General features: G+C 42.3%; 22 protein-coding genes and 1 pseudogene. 2 read left to right on the top strand and 21 right to left on the bottom strand.

Going from position 1 to position 16,443, the window contains the following annotated elements; genetic code table 11:
• Position 1 precedes the first annotated feature (1 nt).
• The 14 genes and pseudogenes from rplE to rpsJ form a co-directional block, all read right to left on the bottom strand.
• Positions 2–495, bottom strand: a pseudogene (gene rplE / locus DXA18_RS02255) (50S ribosomal protein L5).
• Positions 496–566: 71 nt separating this feature from the next.
• Entirely contained in the window at positions 567–878 is a 312-nt protein-coding gene (rplX, locus tag DXA18_RS02250) for a 50S ribosomal protein L24 (protein WP_118382501.1), read from the bottom strand.
• Between the two features lie 16 nt (positions 879–894).
• Positions 895–1,263, bottom strand: a complete 369-nt coding sequence (rplN, locus tag DXA18_RS02245) for a 50S ribosomal protein L14 (RefSeq protein ID WP_118382500.1) — start codon at positions 1,261–1,263, stop codon at positions 895–897.
• Positions 1,264–1,283: 20 nt separating this feature from the next.
• Positions 1,284–1,538, bottom strand: coding sequence for a 30S ribosomal protein S17 (rpsQ, locus tag DXA18_RS02240; RefSeq protein ID WP_118382499.1), 255 nt, complete (start codon positions 1,536–1,538; stop codon positions 1,284–1,286).
• Positions 1,539–1,567: 29 nt separating this feature from the next.
• Complete coding sequence (rpmC, locus tag DXA18_RS02235) at positions 1,568–1,771, bottom strand: 50S ribosomal protein L29 (RefSeq protein ID WP_118382498.1); 204 nt, start codon at positions 1,769–1,771, stop codon at positions 1,568–1,570.
• Positions 1,761–2,198 (bottom strand): 50S ribosomal protein L16, encoded by a 438-nt coding sequence (gene rplP / locus DXA18_RS02230; RefSeq protein ID WP_118382497.1) that lies wholly within the window; start codon positions 2,196–2,198, stop codon positions 1,761–1,763. Before rplP ends, rpmC begins: the two co-directional genes overlap by 11 nt.
• Before the next feature lie 2 nt (positions 2,199–2,200).
• Positions 2,201–2,854: a 30S ribosomal protein S3 gene (rpsC, locus tag DXA18_RS02225; protein WP_118382496.1), complete on the bottom strand. Its 654-nt coding sequence runs from the start codon at positions 2,852–2,854 to the stop codon at positions 2,201–2,203.
• Positions 2,855–2,865: 11 nt separating this feature from the next.
• Positions 2,866–3,252, bottom strand: a complete 387-nt coding sequence (gene rplV / locus DXA18_RS02220; RefSeq protein ID WP_118382495.1) for a 50S ribosomal protein L22 — start codon at positions 3,250–3,252, stop codon at positions 2,866–2,868.
• A 29-nt stretch (positions 3,253–3,281) separates the two neighbouring features.
• Entirely contained in the window at positions 3,282–3,563 is a 282-nt protein-coding gene (gene rpsS / locus DXA18_RS02215; RefSeq protein ID WP_118382494.1) for a 30S ribosomal protein S19, read from the bottom strand.
• A gap of 23 nt (positions 3,564–3,586) precedes the next feature.
• Positions 3,587–4,429 (bottom strand): 50S ribosomal protein L2, encoded by an 843-nt coding sequence (gene rplB / locus DXA18_RS02210; RefSeq protein WP_118382493.1) that lies wholly within the window; start codon positions 4,427–4,429, stop codon positions 3,587–3,589.
• Between the two features lie 68 nt (positions 4,430–4,497).
• Positions 4,498–4,803, bottom strand: a complete 306-nt coding sequence (gene rplW, locus DXA18_RS02205; protein WP_118382492.1) for a 50S ribosomal protein L23 — start codon at positions 4,801–4,803, stop codon at positions 4,498–4,500.
• Positions 4,803–5,423 carry a 50S ribosomal protein L4 gene (rplD, locus tag DXA18_RS02200; RefSeq protein ID WP_118382491.1) on the bottom strand — a complete coding sequence of 207 codons (621 nt, stop codon included), beginning with the start codon at positions 5,421–5,423 and terminating at the stop codon, positions 4,803–4,805. The genes rplW and rplD overlap by 1 nt, the downstream gene beginning before the upstream one ends.
• A 31-nt stretch (positions 5,424–5,454) precedes the next feature.
• A complete protein-coding gene (gene rplC, locus DXA18_RS02195; RefSeq protein WP_118382490.1) occupies positions 5,455–6,138 on the bottom strand; it encodes a 50S ribosomal protein L3 in 684 nt (227 codons plus the stop codon).
• A 65-nt stretch (positions 6,139–6,203) separates the two neighbouring features.
• On the bottom strand, positions 6,204–6,521 hold the full coding sequence (rpsJ, locus tag DXA18_RS02190; RefSeq protein WP_118382489.1) for a 30S ribosomal protein S10: 318 nt from the start codon (positions 6,519–6,521) through the stop codon (positions 6,204–6,206).
• A gap of 425 nt (positions 6,522–6,946) precedes the next feature.
• On the opposite strand from rpsJ, the gene DXA18_RS02185 reads away from it, so the two are divergent.
• On the top strand, positions 6,947–7,885 hold the full coding sequence (locus DXA18_RS02185) for a LysR family transcriptional regulator (RefSeq protein WP_243006998.1): 939 nt from the start codon (positions 6,947–6,949) through the stop codon (positions 7,883–7,885).
• A gap of 270 nt (positions 7,886–8,155) precedes the next feature.
• Here the strand turns inward: DXA18_RS02185 and DXA18_RS02180 are convergent, their stop codons facing one another.
• Positions 8,156–9,646 carry a sodium-dependent transporter gene (locus tag DXA18_RS02180; protein WP_118382488.1) on the bottom strand — a complete coding sequence of 497 codons (1,491 nt, stop codon included), beginning with the start codon at positions 9,644–9,646 and terminating at the stop codon, positions 8,156–8,158.
• A gap of 623 nt (positions 9,647–10,269) precedes the next feature.
• Between DXA18_RS02180 and DXA18_RS02175 the strand changes: the two genes are divergently transcribed.
• Positions 10,270–11,202, top strand: coding sequence for a permease (locus DXA18_RS02175; RefSeq protein WP_243006997.1), 933 nt, complete (start codon positions 10,270–10,272; stop codon positions 11,200–11,202).
• 85 nt (positions 11,203–11,287) lie between these two features.
• Here the strand turns inward: DXA18_RS02175 and DXA18_RS02170 are convergent, their stop codons facing one another.
• From DXA18_RS02170 to prdA, 6 genes are all read right to left on the bottom strand, one after another.
• Positions 11,288–11,947 (bottom strand): YcxB family protein, encoded by a 660-nt coding sequence (locus DXA18_RS02170; protein ID WP_118382487.1) that lies wholly within the window; start codon positions 11,945–11,947, stop codon positions 11,288–11,290.
• 90 nt (positions 11,948–12,037) lie between these two features.
• Positions 12,038–12,526, bottom strand: coding sequence for a glycine/sarcosine/betaine reductase component B subunit (locus tag DXA18_RS02165; RefSeq protein ID WP_118382486.1), 489 nt, complete (start codon positions 12,524–12,526; stop codon positions 12,038–12,040).
• A gap of 14 nt (positions 12,527–12,540) precedes the next feature.
• Positions 12,541–13,308 (bottom strand): proline reductase cluster protein PrdD, encoded by a 768-nt coding sequence (prdD, locus tag DXA18_RS02160; RefSeq protein WP_118382485.1) that lies wholly within the window; start codon positions 13,306–13,308, stop codon positions 12,541–12,543.
• Positions 13,309–13,493: 185 nt separating this feature from the next.
• The gene (prdB, locus tag DXA18_RS02155; protein WP_118382484.1) at positions 13,494–14,219 is read right to left on the bottom strand and encodes a D-proline reductase (dithiol) protein PrdB; all 726 of its coding nucleotides are present in this window, start codon (positions 14,217–14,219) and stop codon (positions 13,494–13,496) included.
• Between the two features lie 2 nt (positions 14,220–14,221).
• Positions 14,222–14,518, bottom strand: a complete 297-nt coding sequence (locus tag DXA18_RS02150) for a CBO2463/CBO2479 domain-containing protein (RefSeq protein ID WP_118382483.1) — start codon at positions 14,516–14,518, stop codon at positions 14,222–14,224.
• A 14-nt stretch (positions 14,519–14,532) separates the two neighbouring features.
• Positions 14,533–16,422 (bottom strand): D-proline reductase (dithiol) proprotein PrdA, encoded by a 1,890-nt coding sequence (prdA, locus tag DXA18_RS02145; RefSeq protein ID WP_118382482.1) that lies wholly within the window; start codon positions 16,420–16,422, stop codon positions 14,533–14,535.
• Between the last annotated feature and the right edge of the window lie 21 nt (positions 16,423–16,443).

Below are 16,443 nucleotides of genomic sequence, written 5' to 3'. Positions count from 1 at the left end.
CTTATTTTGTGAATGGCATGTTGAACTGTTTCAGCAGTTCTCTTGCTTCTTCGTCAGTCTTAGCAGTTGTTACGAAGATAACATCCATTCCTCTAACCTTATCTACCTTATCGTACTCGATCTCTGGGAAGATAAGCTGCTCTTTGATACCAAGAGCGTAATTTCCTCTTCCGTCAAATGCATTCGGATTAACACCTCTGAAGTCACGTACACGTGGAAGAGCAAGGTTAACCAGACGGTCAACGAACTCGTACATCTTATCTCCTCTTAAGGTAGTCTTGCATCCAATTGCCATGCCCTCTCTGATCTTGAAGTTAGCCACTGACTTCTTAGCCTTACAAACAACGGCTTTCTGTCCTGTGATCTTCTCCATATCAGCGATTGCTGAATCTAAAGCTTTTGCATTATCTTTTGCTTCACCAACACCCATGTTGATAACAACTTTATCGAGTTTGGTACTTCCATAATATTCTTATAACCGAACTTCTTGATCATTGCATCAACGATCTCGTTCTGGTACTGTTCTTTTAATCTGCTACTCAAAGCTCTGGACCTCCTTCCTCAAATTAATCAATTACTTCGCCTGTTTTCTTAGCAACACGAACCTTCTTGTCGCCATCCATCTTGAAACCGATTCTTGTAGCTTCACCTTTGTGAAGGTACATAACGTTAGATGCGTCGATCGGTCCTTCCTGGTGAATGATTCCACCATTCTGGTTAGCCATACTTGGTTTTGTGTGCTTTGTCAGCATATTGACGCCTTCGACAAGGACTGTTCCATTTTTATGATTAACAGCGATAACTTTGCCTTCTTTATCTTTATCTTTTCCGGCAATTACTTTAACCATATCGCCTTTTTTGATTTTCATTGTCGCCATTTGTGATCGCACCTCCTTAAAGTACTTCCGGAGCTAAGGAAACAATCTTCATAAACTGTTTGTCACGAAGCTCTCTCGCTACTGGCCCAAAGATACGGGTTCCTCTTGGGTTCTTATCGTCTCTAATAATTACAGCAGCATTTTCATCAAAACGGATGTAAGATCCGTCTTTACGACGAGTACCTTTTACAGTACGAACAACTACAGCTTTCACAACGTCGCCTTTTTTAACAACGCCGCCTGGTGTTGCATCTTTAACAGTTGCAACAATAACGTCGCCAATGCTTGCATATCTTCTGGTTGAGCCGCCAAGCACGCGGATGCAAAGTAACTCTTTAGCACCTGTATTATCCGCTACTTTCAATCTGCTTTCTTGCTGTATCATTGCAGGTTTCCCTCCTTATACTATTTCGCTTTTTCCATAACTTCGACAAGTCTCCATCTCTTATCCTTAGAGATTGGCTTTGTCTCCATAACTTTAACAATATCTCCGATGTTGCATGTGTTCTCTTCATCGTGAGCTTTTAATTTATAAGTTCTTTTTACAATCTTATTGTAAAGTGGATGTTTCACATGATTTTCTACAGCAACTACGATAGTCTTATCCATCTTATTGCTGACAACTTTGCCTACACGTGTTTTTCTAAGATTTCTTTCCACGACATTTACTCCTTTCTTTAAGAAGCTAATTAACCTCTCTGTGTCTCAGTGATCACAGTCTGGATTCTTGCGATATTCTTTCTAACTTCTTTGATTCTGCTGGTATTGTCTAACTGGTTTGTTGCGTTCTGGAATCTCAAGTTAAAGAGTTCCTTTTTAGCAGCTACTAATTCTTCATTCAGCTCTGCAGCTGATTTTGTCTTTAAATCTTCTACAAATGCATTAATTTTCACTGTTATCACCGCCTTCTAAGTCTGCGCGAGAAACGATTTTACATTTACAAGGTAATTTGTGTGTAGCAAGACGAAGTGCCTCTCTTGCAACTTCCTCAGATACGCCTGCGATCTCGAACATTACGCGGCCTGGCTTCACAACTGCTACCCAGTACTCAAGGGTACCTTTACCGGAACCCATACGTGTTTCAGCTGGTTTTGTAGTTACTGGTTTATCTGGGAAAATCTTAATCCAAACTTTACCACCACGCTTGATATAACGAGTCATAGCAACACGGGCAGCCTCGATCTGGTTAGATCTGATCCAACAAGGTTCTGTTGCAACAATACCAAATTCACCATATGAAAGAGTGTTTCCACGAAGAGCTTTTCCTTTCATGGATCCACGGAACTGTTTACGACGTTTAACTCTTTTTGGCATTAACATGATTATCTATCTCCTTCCTTAGCTGTTTTTTCCGGAAGAACTTCGCCTTTGTAAATCCATACCTTAACACCAACTTTTCCGTAAGTTGTATTGGCCTCAGCGAATCCGTAGTCAATGTCTGCTCTCAGTGTCTGAAGCGGGATTGTTCCCTCACTGTAGAACTCTGTACGAGCCATATCAGCTCCACCCAGACGTCCTGAAACAGATGTCTTCACACCAAGTGCTCCGGACTTCATTGTTCTGGACATGCAAGACTTCATAGCACGTCTGAACGAAATACGATTCTCCAGCTGCAGTGCAATGTTCTCAGCTACGAGCTGAGCGTCTTTGTCAGGTCTCTTAACTTCTTTGATATCTACAATCAACTTCTTGTCTGTGTAGTTAGCAAGTTCAGCTTTTACTTTTTCGATCTCAGAACCGCCCTTACCGATAACTACGCCCGGTTTAGCAGTGTAAATGCTGATCTTGATGCGGTCAGATGCTCTTTCGATCTCAATCTTAGAAACACCAGCGCTATATAATTTCTTCTTAAGAAATGTTCTGATTTCATGGTCTTCTACAAGGTAATCTGCGAATTCCTTCTCAGCATACCACTTAGAGTCCCAATCCTTGATAACACCGACTCTTAAGCCATGAGGATTAACTTTCTGTCCCATGATTGCCCTCCTTATCTTTCATCCAGTACCAGTGTAATGTGGCTCATTCTCTTTTCGATTCTGTAAGCTCTACCCTGGGCTCTAGGTCTGATTCTCTTCATTGTTGGTCCTTTATTTGCATAAGCTTCTGCAATGTAAAGGTTATCAGCGCTCATACCGTTGTTGTTCTCAGCGTTTGCGATTGCTGACTCTAATAATTTCTTTATTAAGCTTGAAGCATATCTTGGATTGTAAGTTAAAATACCAAGTGCTGTCTGTACATCCTTACCTCTGATGGCATCCAATACGAAGCATGCTTTCTGAACTGACACTCTAGCGTAAGATAACTTTGCTGAAGGTCTTGTGTCCTTGTTAGCATTTCTTTCTCTCTTGATCTGGGATCTATGTCCTTTAGCCATGGATGAACCCTCCTTTCAAATACTGTTAATTATCTAACTTTAGATTTCTTTTCGTCTTTTCCGTGTCCTCTGTATGTTCTGGTTGCAACAAACTCTCCAAGCTTGTGTCCAACCATATCTTCTGTCACATACACCGGTACGTGTTTTCTTCCGTCATGAACGGCGATTGTATGTCCAACCATGCTTGGGAAGATTGTAGAACGACGAGACCAGGTCTTGATAACTGACTTGTCGCCAGATGCGTTCATAGCATCAATCTTCTTAAGCAGACTAGCGTCTGCGAATGGTCCTTTTTTAAGTGAACGAGCCATGGTTCTACCTCCTTGCGAATCTATTATTTAATACCTTTACCATCACGTCTTCTTACGATCAGCTTGTTAGACTGCTTGTTCTTCTTGCGGGTCTTCAGGCCGAGTGCCGGTTTACCCCAAGGAGTACACGGACCTGGACGTCCGATTCCAGCCTTACCTTCACCACCACCGTGCGGATGGTCGTTAGGGTTCATAACAGAACCACGTACTGTAGGTCTGATACCCATGTGACGCTTACGTCCTGCTTTACCAATGTTGATCAGGCTGTGGTCTCCATTACCAACCACACCGATAGAAGCACGGCAAACGATCGGAACCATTCTCATCTCTCCTGATGGAAGACGAAGTGTTGCGTATTTGCCTTCTTTAGCCATCAGCTGCGCGCTGTTACCAGCGGAACGAACAAGCTGACCACCTTTTCCAGGGTACAGCTCGATGTTGTGGATCTGTGTACCTACCGGAATTTCTGAAAGAGGAAGGCAGTTACCTACTCTAACCTCTGCTTCAGGTCCATTCATTATCTTCATACCATCTGTAAGTCCAGCTGGTGCAAGGATATATGCTTTTTCACCATCTGCGTAGCAGATCAGTGCGATATTAGCTGTTCTGTTCGGATCGTACTCGATTCCGATTACAGTTGCCGGAATACCATCTTTTCTTCTCTTGAAGTCGATGATTCTGTATTTCTTCTTAGCTCCGCCTCCGCGGTGTCTAACTGTGATTTTACCCTGGTTGTTACGTCCTGCCTGTCTGCTCTTAGAATCCAGCAGAGATTTCTCAGGAGTCTTCTTTGTGATCTCTGAAAAATCAGATCCAGTCATCTGTCTTCTGGAAGGCGTATATGGGTTATATGTCTTAATTCCCATGATTACTTCTCCTTTCGAATTACTAATTATTCATCTCACGGAATTGCACCGTATACTCAGTTTCGTTCTTACAGTCCCTCGAAAATCTCGATATCTGCGCTGTCATCTGTCAGCTGAACGATTGCTTTCTTAGTCTTAGCTGTCTTACCGAACTTCCATGTTCCACGTACTCTCTTCTGTTTTCCGTCAAGGTTCATGGTGTTAACGCTCTTTACTTTTGTTCCTGCGAACATTTTCTCTACAGCTTCTTTTACCTGAGACTTTGTTGCCTCTGTGTGTACCAGAAATGTGTATTTCTTCTCACCCATCAGCTCCATGCTCTTCTCAGTTACTACTGGTTTAAGGATTACATCATAATACTGAATGTTTGCCATTATGCGTACACCTCCTCAATTGCCTGTACAGCAGCCTTAGTAGCTACTACTGTGTTATATTTCAGAACGTCAAATACGTTGATTGTATTTGTCTTAGCTGTCTTAACATCAGCAATGTTTCTAGCAGAGATCTCTGCATTTACATTACCATCTTCAAGAACAACCAGTGCCTTGCTTACATCTAAGCCCTTCAGCATGTTAGCAATGCTCTTTGTCTTGATCTCGCTAAGTGCGATCTCGTCGATAACAATGAACTTGTTCTCTTCAACCTTTGCTGTAAGCGCAGATTTCAGAGCAGCTCTCTTCTCTTTCTTATTCATCTTGAATGAATAATCTCTTGGAGTCGGTGCGAATACTACTCCGCCGCCTGTCCACTGTGGAGATCTTGTAGAACCCTGTCTTGCATGACCTGTTCCTTTCTGTCTCCATGGTTTTCTTCCGCCACCAGATACTTCAGAACGTGTTTTAGCTTTCTGTGTACCCTGACGTTTATTTGCAAGCTGGTTAACAACTGCCATGTGTACTAAGTGCTCGTTAACTTCTACACCAAATACAGCATCGTTCAGTTCCATTGTACCAACTTCTTTACCTTCGATATTGTAAACTGCTACGTTTGCCATCTCTAGCGTTCCTCCTTTCCTTAGTTAAAGCCTACTTGCCAGACTTTACTGTCTCTTTGATTGTTACTAAAGATTTCTTTGGTCCCGGTACAGATCCCTTAACCAGAAGTAGGTTCTTTTCAGCGTCTACGCGAACAACCTCAAGATTCTGGATTGTGATCTTCTTGTTACCCATCTGTCCTGGCATCTTCTTTCCTTTGAATACCTTGCTCGGATCAGATGCAGCTCCGTTGGAACCAGCATGACGGTGGAACTTAGAACCATGTGTCATAGGTCCTCTGTGCTGATTGTGTCTCTTGATCGCGCCCTGGAATCCTTTACCTTTAGAGATTGCAGTTGCATCGATCTTGTCACCAGCCTCAAAGATATCAGCTTTGATTTCCTGAGCCAGTGCATATTCATCAGCGTTCTCAAATTTGAACTCTGCCACGTATCTTTTGCTTGTAACACCAGCCTTTGCAAAATGTCCCTGCTCAGCCTTTGTCACACCGTGACGATGAACGATTTCTTTTTTACCATTTTTGTCTTTGTTAACTGTCTTATCTTTCTTGTCAACAAAACCAACCTGTACTGCACTGTATCCATCATTCTCTGCAGTCTTGATCTGTGTTACTACACAAGGACCAGCCTGAAGAACTGTTACAGGAGTCAGTACTCCGTCTTCGTTGAAGATCTGAGTCATTCCGACCTTCGTAGCCAAAATAGCTTTCTTCATTATAATTACCTCCTTGATTTACAGCGGAACACTACATGAGTGTTCATCCTAAATGTTAGGACTGCTTATTTGTTTTTCATTTTGATATCAATATAAACACCAGCCGGCATTTCCAGTCTGGACAGTGCATCTACAGTTTTCTGTGTAGGTGCGATGATATCAATCAGTCTCTTATGAGTTCTCTGCTCGAACTGTTCTCTGGAATCTTTGTATTTGTGAACGGCTCTCAGAATTGTTACAACTTCCTTCTTAGTTGGAAGCGGAACCGGTCCACTCACCTGTGCTCCATTCTTCTTTACAGTTTCGATAATTTTCTTAGCGGACGCATCAACCAGCTGATGATCATACGCTTTCAAAGTGATTCTCATTACTTGACTTGCCATAAAAAAAGTCGCCTCCTTTTCGTACTTTTAACTTCAGTACGACAAGCGGTGACTGTACACTCTCCCGTGTGTGTCGTGAGAAACTCACACGTTGTTACCACATCTCAGTGGCCGTTATAGTTTCGTACAGTGACTTGTCGCCAGTTTCCTAACTTGACATTCGCTCCACGGAAAACCCGTCATTTTCAGACGGCAACCTCGCGCTTCACAGCTATCAATGTCACAGCTTTTTCAGTATATCGGATATCTTTTATATTTGCAAGGTTTTTTTTGTTTTTATTGTACTTTTTTACATACAATCCCGAGTCCGGTATTTTTACACTTTTCACATTCAAAAACCATACCTGTTATCCAGAAATATCCATTTCTATTGCCATTGACCATTGTGCCATTATATTATATCATGTTATATATAAGGAAACGTTATGGTTAAGGATTCTTCTTTTACCATCATATCATATATCCATTATAATAGGAAAGAAGGGAATTACATGGATACAAAAAGATGGAAAGTCATGCTTGCCGCAGATGACTACGGCAGCTTTACCCGCGTAGGCGAAGAGCTGGGCTACACACAGTCCGGCATTACCCAGATGATGAAAACGCTTGAAAAAGAAGTTGGCTTTTCTCTATTTATAAAGGATAATCACGGCGTCACATTGACCAAAGAAGCAAAAGCATTAATTCCTGCCATCCGGAATCTTTTGAACGCCGACGAAGAGATCAACCAGGAAATCGCTTCACTGAAAGGCGCGCAGGTCGGCACGATCCGTATCGGCACATATCTCAGCTGTTCGATCCACTGGATTCCTAAGATTATCCGCGAATTTCAAAAAAGTTATCCTGACATCCGCTTCAAGATTATAGAGGGAACCGAGGGTGATCTGGCAGAGTGGATTGAAAACCGACGGGTTGACATCGGATTCATCAGTTACCAGAAGAATCAGCGTTATCAGTTCCTGCCGGTCATGGACGATGAACTTTACGCTGTAGTTCCTTCCTCACACGAATTCGCCAAACAGGGGAAAATCCCTCTGGAATGGTTTCAGGACGCTCCTTTCGTTGTTACCGACTACACGCCGGGCAATGACGTTCATCGCATTTTGAAGCAATATAAGATCAAACCAGATATCCGCTATGTCACCATCAACGAATTTAGTTCCATTTCAATGGTAGAACACGAATTAGGAATGACAATACTTCCGGGGCTTCTGCTCCGCGGGCAGGTCGGGGATTTTGCTGTACGTCCGTTAGTACCGAAAGTTTACAGACAACTTGGACTGGCATTCACATCCCAGGATGCCTTATCACCAGCCACCAAGATATTCCTAAAGTACGCCAAAGACTTTCTTCTGGATGATTAACCGATTGCTTTTTATATCTCAAAATTTCCATAAAAATATCCTCCCAGATCAATATATTCCAATATCAATCCGGGAGGATATTTATCTCAGTCAAGAAGACTCCCACCTCTTCAGGTGGTGAGTAATAGCAAATCTATCTCATCGCTTTGCTTTTTTCTTTCTTAAAGACCCTTATCATAAAATAGCTAAAACCACCAATGTAACCTACCACTGTAATTATCATCATAATAATTGCATCCATCGTCATAAAGAACACCTTCTTTCACAATTCTACCTGCAGTTCTCTTCTTTTGTTATCCGACCTTTTGCTGTTTTGCGGTTGAAGAACTTGCTAAGCGCAATACCAACAACAATCACCACACCAAACTGCAACAGTACAGTACCTGTATTATCCTGAATAATAAATGGATTCAGCCATGTATCCGGGAACCATTCCTTTGTCTGAAGCAGCCAGTAGCCAACCATAATCACTACCAATACAGGCATGATGCGCATACATGTATTAAAGTACCATTTCGGAAGGCGAATCTCTGCACCCTTCGCATTGACTTCTTCTGTTCTTAGCTTCTCTACACCATACTTGATTGCAAGAATTGCTATAAAGGCTCCACTAACGAGAAGTCCGAGTCCCCATACCCAGTCCTGATTATCAATATTATTCAGAGACCATGCCGAGAAGCATCCTGCCACGAAACCTGCGAAGCAAACGCCTACAACAGCTTTCTTACGACCAACACCCATATCTACCACACACTTCACCCCAACTTCGATCATTGAGAAAAGCGAAGTAATCGCTGCAATCGCAAGCAGTCCAAAGAAAATAAACGAAATGAATCTTCCACCAGGAATCGTTGTAAACAACTGATAGATGTAAATGAATGTAAGTCCGAAATTACCCTGGCTCAATGCTTCCGTTGCCGCTTCCGGTGTTGCAGAAAGTGCGCAGATTGCCGGAATTACAACAAGTCCGGACAGAATTGCTCCGAGGTTATCGCCAAGCCCCATGATCAGACAGCTGGTCGGGATATCCTCATCTTCTCCTACATAATTAGAATATGTGATAATAAAGCCCCATCCCGCTCCGGTACTCCAAGCAGCCTGAATAAACGCCTGGATCCAGGTATTCGGACTCAGGATATACTCTTTCTTAATTGTAAACAAATACTGAAGCCCCTGATCTGCGCCCTTTAATGTCACTGCATAGATTGACAGCCCAACAAGAATCGCAAACAATGCCGGGATTGCAACTTTACAGAACTTTTCAATTCCACCTGCAATCCCCTGATACACAATAAAACAGGCTAACGCAAATCCGATCGCATGAAAGAAAATCACCTGTGCCGGCGAATCTGTAAATGAGGTCCAGATCGCCGCCGTAGTATCTGTTGTCAGATTCGTCTCAAATGAAGCAACGGACTTCACAGCATATTTAAGGCAGTATCCCTGAAGCACACAATAATAGCTCATAAGGAAGAAACAAACCGCAACTACAAAAAATCCCATCCATGTATATTTCTTTCCGCCGAAATCACGAAAAGATCCAATACATCCAAGTCTCACCTTTTTACCGATCGCCATTTCCGTCGACAGAAGCGGAACAGCAAAAACCAGCATCGCAATTGTCCAGGCCAGAATAAAAGCTCCGCCTCCATTCGCCGCACAGATTCGAGGAAAGCGCCACACATTACCAGTTCCAATACACATACCCAGAGCAGCAGCTATATACCCTATGGTACTAAATTTTTCTTGTTTCTGTTCCATAAAATTGCCCCCATTTCCATCCATAACATGCGCAAGTCATGTTACTTAATATCAATTACCCACACTTCATCTTTATTTAAATTTTATCATCGCGCTATTTTAAAGTCAATATTGAAATTATATATATTAATATCGGTATAACTATCACTTATCACCAAGAGCATATCGTTCCTCAAATTAAGCAATCTATTTTCAATCTTATTTAAGTACTATACTTATTTTTATTGTCAATTTATTTTTATATGCATTATTGTCATTTTTTTAATATTTGTATATATTAGTTTTTCTAATGTCTATATTATTACATCTTATGCTGCAGCTATCTCAAGAGAAAGAGCACGGAATTTCCAGATGTATAAAAAAGAACTGCCCCGTAACGTTTTGTCTACTAGAATCCAGTCTAGTACAAATTCTAGTCCATATTCTAGTTTTGCTTAAGAAAAATTTAATTATTTGCACCATATTGATTGACTTTTAACAAGGAGACTGATACAATCAAATTAAAGAAAGTGACACATATTTCTATAGTGAATTTGACAAATCGGGGTGTCAGATTCACGTACATATATAGGCGTGATCACTTTGCACATTTACAATTTTATATTAATCTGGAGGGATGTTTTATGGCAATGTACATTTTGAAGGCACTCTGTGTAATCGGTATTCTTCTCAACGTTATCCTTATGGCTAAGAAAACTAAAGAGCTTCGTGCTAATCCTGAAAAGGATCCTGAGCTTGAACTTAACGGTGAAGAACTGTGGAAACGCGGATTACAGCCAAAAAACTTAATCGCCACATGTATCATCGGTTTCTTTGCTAACTTCTTCGATACTTTAGGAATTGGTTCTTTTGCACCTTCATCAGCTGGATTCAAATTTACTAAGGCAGTAGACGACATCTTAGTACCTGGTACCCTTAACGTAGGTGATACCGTTCCTGTATGTGTAGAGGCTTTCCTGTTCTTCGGTTTTGTTGAGATGGATATTCTGACACTCGTTCTGATGATTGTTGTATCTATTCTCGGATCATTTGTTATGGCTGATGTCGTATCTAAGTTCGACCGTAAGAAAGTACGTTATGCTCTGTTCGTTGGTTTGTTTATCCTTGCTTCTGTAGTTCTTATGAAGAACCTGGGCGTTGGTCCGTTCGGTACACAGGGTGAGGCACTTGGACTTCGTGGAATCAAGCTTGTAGTTGCTGTTGTTGGTAACTTCATCTTTGGTGCTCTTATGAGTATCGGTGTAGGTCTGTATGCACCTTGTATGGCTATGGTACTTGCACTCGGAATGAATGCAGGTTGTGCATTCCCGGCTATGATGGGATCTTGTGCATTCCTGATGGCTTTCGGTAATGGTCCGAAATTCATCTCAGCTGGGCGTTTTGATCCAGTTGCCTGCTGGACACAGGCTATCTTTGGAGCAATTGGTGTATACGTAGCTTACAAATTCGTAGGTTCTATGGATATCAATGTTCTGACAAAGGTTATCGTTGTTGTTGTATACATCACATCATTCCTGTATCTGCATGATGCAATCAAGAAGGGCGATGCAGCATAGGCAACATTCAAGAAAACTAAATATAGTAAATACAAAGGAGTTTGAATCTTATGATTCAAACTCCTTTTTCATTGAATGAATTCTTTTATTTTTCTTCTTTATTATCTTGATCCGTTGCCATCTGCATCTGTGTAGCTCTGATTTTCGCCTTAAGCACTGCATTCTTGCAGACATTTACAAACTTCGCAGGCTTCCATATATATTTAGCCCCACTCTTCTCCAGAATAAAATCTTTGAACAAAGATGCCTCTCCTGTAGTAAAATTCGCCTTTTGTAACACAATCAGATCATCATTATTCATTCCCAGATAAAAGTCTGCTTCATCTTCCCAGACGCAATACACCTCTTTATAATTAGCAAGGTGTTCTTCCGTCCCTTCTTGTGGCTTATCAGCTCTTATACCGGTATTACCAAATAGATATGTTATCTCTTCATCTACATTAACCTGCGGATTACTCTTCATCAAATACACCGATATATACTTTCGGAACAACCCCATCAATATCAGTACCGCACCAAATATATAGCCAATTACTTTTCCAACCATTGCAATGCTATCTGCCTGCTTATACATCAAACCAATCAACATCACGCCCATTGCAATCATATAAACCGTAGCTGCCGGATGTTCCACCCTGTTCTTAAATTCTATAAATGTCAGCATCAGCCTGGTGTCACGTTTTGTTTCCACCACATAATGATTCTTTCTGCGATCTTCCTGAAGCTCCTTATTCATATTCTCCATCTTATAGCCACATCCCCTTCCAGTCTTCCATAGCAAAAGGGAAATACATTTCCACTTTCAGGAAATGCATTTCCCTTTGTATGTATATCTTTATTTAATTGCTTTTTCTTCGCGTTCTTTCTTCTGCATCTTGAGTTTCAACAGAGCCTTTGCTTTCAGGCAGTCTAATCTGGTCATGTTATTCTCGCCCACAACGTCCGTCTCTGTTCCGTCCGCGCTCTTATTAATATCGATAATCGCATCCAGATAGTCATTCACAACTACGAACTGAGCAACTGTACCGTTAAATGTAATTCCCGTTACCGGAATACCTCTTTTACCAATCTGCTCCACAGTGTTCGTATAGTCAACGTGGCTGTTGCCCCAGCCATCGCAGGAAATAATAACTCCGTCTGCTCTCATACATTCTGCCATAACAGCAGCTCTTGTTCCTACGAACATCTTCTCTTCATTACCATCCGGTGTTCCCACAAGAAGGATTCCAAGAAGATCAAGGTCTGTATCCTCTGATACCACTTCCAACAGAGGATCTCTAAAATGATGTAATGTAGTCTCTTTGGTCGATGGTCCAATTCCCATAATTCTCTTCCTCCTTATTGCATAGAGCGGATGATTCCGTCTCTGTATTCATTTGGTGTGATCATCACCGGCATATTCTCCATATCAATAATCGACTTGGTTCCCTCTGAACTGGATGGCTCTTTCGGGAACAAATGAGTATCATACATCGCGCCCTGTCCGGCTACCTGCTTAATGATCAACACACGCTTACCACCCGGACGCACCACATCATTGTAGACATGCTTTTCTGTACACTGATTACCATTAAAGTTCTTCAATTTTGCTCTAAAAATATCAATAAACTTATCACATAACAGATGTGCTTCCGTCGGACCAGGCCTCTCCTGTCCCATTCCCGCTGCAAGTGTTACATCAAAGGAAATAATCACATCATCATCCCCTGGTGTACCTGCCCGGTTAAGCACCAGCCGATCCTTCAGATTACCTTCAGAGGAGCCAAATTCATGACACTGCTTTCCATTCACATCTACTCCGGTCAGCATCACATATACCCCTGTAATTGTATGTGTGATCCCCTCTCCAAGCACTCCAAGTACCTTTGTCGAAATCGGGATGATATCCATGATCGTATTCGTCCACCGGTCATGTTCACCCGGCTGGATCACCTGAATATCAATATCTTTAATATACTTCGCATTCTTTAGTAAATCCGGAATGATGTCTTTACACACGGTCATCTTACCGCCTGTCGTAATATCGTTGCGATCCCCCATCACAACTGTATCCATATGATACGCCTTAATCGTGAGCCGGCGTAGTTTTTTCTCTTCAACTGCCATAATAGAGCTCCTCCTTCTGACTCATATTTCAGATTCTAATCTCCAAATTATCTAATTATATTTTACCATAATCCCAAATTATTTCAATCATTTCAGATATTTGTTCTTACTTTTCTTACAATTAAATCAGGTAATAAGAAAGGGAAATGGCTACGCCATTTCCCTTTTAATCTAACGACTAACTATTAGATCTTAGCAACATACTCGAATGGCAGTGGTACGATCTTTCCAGGTGTCTGGATCTCTTCCAGCTGCTGAAGAGTAGCTTTAACGATAGCTGTCTGCTGTTCCACATTGTGTGGACCACCTGCATTAGCTCCCATCGGAACCAACGGAGCAACCGCACGTGGTGTACCAGTCTGACGTACGACTGGTGGAAGGGCTGCAATAATAACTGTAGGAATTCCAGCCTCTTCAATCGCTCTCTGCACCAATACTGCAGAGCGGTGGCAGGTACCTCATCCAGCGGTGAGGATTGCCGCATCTACGCCTTCCTCTTTAAGCATTGCTGCTACTGCCGGACCAGTCTCGTGCTTGAACTTCTCCTGGTTTCCGCCACCACCCATGAATCCAGCATGGTAAGGAGCTGTAGCTTTGATAAATCCTTCTGCTACCAATTCATGAAGTCTGTCAATTGGGAACATACAGTTAATGTCTTTGTTAACATCACTGTTATCATATCCACCATGGGATACCATCAATTTGTCTGATGGGCACTTATCATCGATCTTTCTCCATGTGAAGTCACCTGCAAGGTTGAATCTTTCCTGATCAATCTGATGTACACCTGCTGCTGTAGCAAGCGCAACTGTCATATCTTTCAATTCTTTCTCTACTGGTGTCCATACCATCGGTGGAGTAATTGGAACGAAGATTTCTGATTGTAATCCTTTAACAACCGTTAAACTCATTTTTATTCCTCCTCTTTCTTCGACCGAGCGTTCATTTCCGCTTGTTTACGACGCTCTTTTTCTAAATTGCTGACGTACTTTTCATGGATCTCAGGCCCAAGCTGTTCCGGAAAACTCATATGCCATCCGAATTCCTGACCGATCTTCGGCTCAGTATCGCAGATAAACATTCTCTTCGGAGCTTTAAAAAAGCCCAGTCTTCCTTTCAGATCGACGCTGATGCTGCAATCATCAACATCCACGCAGATACCTTCCATATATATGATTCTGTCACCATATTTCAAACGTTCGTCATTCATTTAAAACACCTTTTCTAGTTATATCCTTTGTCAATACGCTTCTGGCTAAGTGGAAGATTCTGCTCGTTCTCTACAAGATCAAGCTTGTGTCCCAGCACATCCTCAATTGCCTCTATATTAGAAGCTTTAACATTTGGATTCCATTTCTTCTCAGCCGGCTTCACTGTCTCGCCTGCCATCTGTACCTTGAGCATCTCAAGAGCACGGATTGCATCTTCGTGGCAAAGTGTGTTGTTACCAAGAACCTCGTTCTCGATACCGCCTTCTGATTTGTTGTTATCAACCATTGCTGTCATGTACTTGTTACCAACTACAAGTGCTCCCTGAACTGCACAGTATGAAAGTCCTACTACAGGAACTCCTCTCATACCGATCTGCTCGTGGTGGCTAGCGAAGTCGATATGGTTATTTCCGAAACCTTCTGTTGTAACGAAAGCTCCATCAACATCCATCATCTCTACTGTCTGACCAAGTCTCTCAGATACGTAGAACTTCTCAGCATTGATCTGTGGAGATCCAACAAAGATTACACCACAAAGGTCGATCTCTGGATCAGCGAGTGCCTCAAGTACCAGTGGCTCTCTCCAGTAATGTCTTGTCATCTCTTTAGATGCAGGTCCGATACATGTAAGAGCATGGATACATCCATCAAGAACTTCCAGTGGGCTCATACATACAGGCAGGTTACCAAGGTCAACGTTAGCTCTTGCTCCAAGGATTCCGCATGGCTCTACTGGCAGGATGAAGTTATCATGCATAGCGCCCTGTCCCATGATCTCTTTACAAATAACTACTTTCTTCTGTCCTGGGTGACGAACCTGTGTAAATTCTTCTGTATCTACTACCTGATCATCTTCAAGTTTCTTCAGTGCTTCACGGATTTCCTGTGTGATAATATCAAATGCTGTATGTGCAGCCATAGGTCCACGACGTTCCATGTTTGTCTTAGCCTGAACTACGATATTACCTTTGATGAAAATCTCACCCTTATCTGGGCATCCCGGACGTCCCCACATAATGTTTTCGTCCATATATCCCTCTGAAGAACCGAACTCACCGATCTGAACTCCGCCTTCATCAGTACCAGTCAGCATCATGATAGCGCCATCGATTACTCTTGTAACGCCCTGACCGATCTTAGCTTCTCCTTCTTTTGTAGCGATTGGCTGAACGTCCATGATGGTCTCTGAATATGTGTGGTACTGAGCTGGTGTGATGATTTCCAGATGAAAATCTTTAACAAGCTCAGAATCTGCGATTACATCCGCTTCAATGCCTTCACGAATGTAAAGTGTTGTTCCTTCGATTGTTGTCTCCGGTCCTCTCTTAACTTCTGTGATTGCAAAATGTTTTCTTGTAAGGCTTCTTACAACCTTTCCTTCTGTTGCTAATGTCTCTGCTGTAGGAGCTGCAACTGGAGCCGCCGCTGTTGCTGTTGCTGCCGGAGCAACCTCTACTACTTCAGAACCGCCTTCGCCAAGCGCACCAACCGGAATTGAAAGATCAATGTCTTTTCCTTCTCCAATGTGGATTTTCAGAACTCCGCCTGCAACTTTTGCTGTTGTTGCAACTGGAGCTGCTGCTACCGGTGCTGCTGCTTCCTCTACAGGAGCTGCTGCTTCCTCTACCGGTGCTGCTTCCTCTTCTACAGAGTCTTTGTAACCCTCCATATTATCTGCTGTAAGTGGGCTCAAAGAATCACTTGTTTTTGTAAGCTTAGCGCCCAAAACCTGACCGATCTTCAGGCATCCGTCAAGATTCAGTAATCCTGAGTCTACCAGTTCATCAAAGATCGCCGGATCTTCAAGGTTGGCTGGCTCAATAGTGATTCCAGCCTCTGCTCTACAGCATAACACTGCAGGATCATTTGCGTGCTGTTTCGCTGTTTCAGCTGTGATTGACATAACATTTACCTCCTTGTTTAT

The organism is Dorea sp. AM58-8 (genome assembly GCF_003464045.1).
GTDB classification, from domain to species: domain Bacteria; phylum Bacillota; class Clostridia; order Lachnospirales; family Lachnospiraceae; genus Claveliimonas; species Claveliimonas ammoniilytica.
Note: the sequence above shows the minus strand (reverse complement) of the source record. Positions and strands in the feature narration are given on the sequence as shown.

What these genes read in the sequence shown, in the direction of transcription:
- rplX (WP_118382501.1), bottom strand. Translation starts at nt 878, where the DNA reads ATGGCGACAATGAAAATCAAAAAAGGCGATATGGTTAAAGTAATTGCC.
- rplN (WP_118382500.1), bottom strand. Translation starts at nt 1,263, where the DNA reads ATGATACAGCAAGAAAGCAGATTGAAAGTAGCGGATAATACAGGTGCT.
- rplP (WP_118382497.1), bottom strand. Translation starts at nt 2,198, where the DNA reads ATGTTAATGCCAAAAAGAGTTAAACGTCGTAAACAGTTCCGTGGATCC.
- rpsC (WP_118382496.1), bottom strand. Translation starts at nt 2,854, where the DNA reads ATGGGACAGAAAGTTAATCCTCATGGCTTAAGAGTCGGTGTTATCAAG.
- rplV (WP_118382495.1), bottom strand. Translation starts at nt 3,252, where the DNA reads ATGGCTAAAGGACATAGATCCCAGATCAAGAGAGAAAGAAATGCTAAC.
- rpsS (WP_118382494.1), bottom strand. Translation starts at nt 3,563, where the DNA reads ATGGCTCGTTCACTTAAAAAAGGACCATTCGCAGACGCTAGTCTGCTT.
- rplB (WP_118382493.1), bottom strand. Translation starts at nt 4,429, where the DNA reads ATGGGAATTAAGACATATAACCCATATACGCCTTCCAGAAGACAGATG.
- rplW (WP_118382492.1), bottom strand. Translation starts at nt 4,803, where the DNA reads ATGGCAAACATTCAGTATTATGATGTAATCCTTAAACCAGTAGTAACT.
- rplD (WP_118382491.1), bottom strand. Translation starts at nt 5,423, where the DNA reads ATGGCAAACGTAGCAGTTTACAATATCGAAGGTAAAGAAGTTGGTACA.
- rplC (WP_118382490.1), bottom strand. Translation starts at nt 6,138, where the DNA reads ATGAAGAAAGCTATTTTGGCTACGAAGGTCGGAATGACTCAGATCTTC.
- rpsJ (WP_118382489.1), bottom strand. Translation starts at nt 6,521, where the DNA reads ATGGCAAGTCAAGTAATGAGAATCACTTTGAAAGCGTATGATCATCAG.
- DXA18_RS02185 (WP_243006998.1), top strand. Translation starts at nt 6,947, where the DNA reads ATGGTTAAGGATTCTTCTTTTACCATCATATCATATATCCATTATAAT.
- DXA18_RS02180 (WP_118382488.1), bottom strand. Translation starts at nt 9,646, where the DNA reads ATGGAACAGAAACAAGAAAAATTTAGTACCATAGGGTATATAGCTGCT.
- DXA18_RS02175 (WP_243006997.1), top strand. Translation starts at nt 10,270, where the DNA reads ATGGCAATGTACATTTTGAAGGCACTCTGTGTAATCGGTATTCTTCTC.
- DXA18_RS02170 (WP_118382487.1), bottom strand. Translation starts at nt 11,947, where the DNA reads ATGGAGAATATGAATAAGGAGCTTCAGGAAGATCGCAGAAAGAATCAT.
- DXA18_RS02165 (WP_118382486.1), bottom strand. Translation starts at nt 12,526, where the DNA reads ATGGGAATTGGACCATCGACCAAAGAGACTACATTACATCATTTTAGA.
- prdD (WP_118382485.1), bottom strand. Translation starts at nt 13,308, where the DNA reads ATGGCAGTTGAAGAGAAAAAACTACGCCGGCTCACGATTAAGGCGTAT.
- DXA18_RS02150 (WP_118382483.1), bottom strand. Translation starts at nt 14,518, where the DNA reads ATGAATGACGAACGTTTGAAATATGGTGACAGAATCATATATATGGAA.
- prdA (WP_118382482.1), bottom strand. Translation starts at nt 16,422, where the DNA reads ATGTCAATCACAGCTGAAACAGCGAAACAGCACGCAAATGATCCTGCA.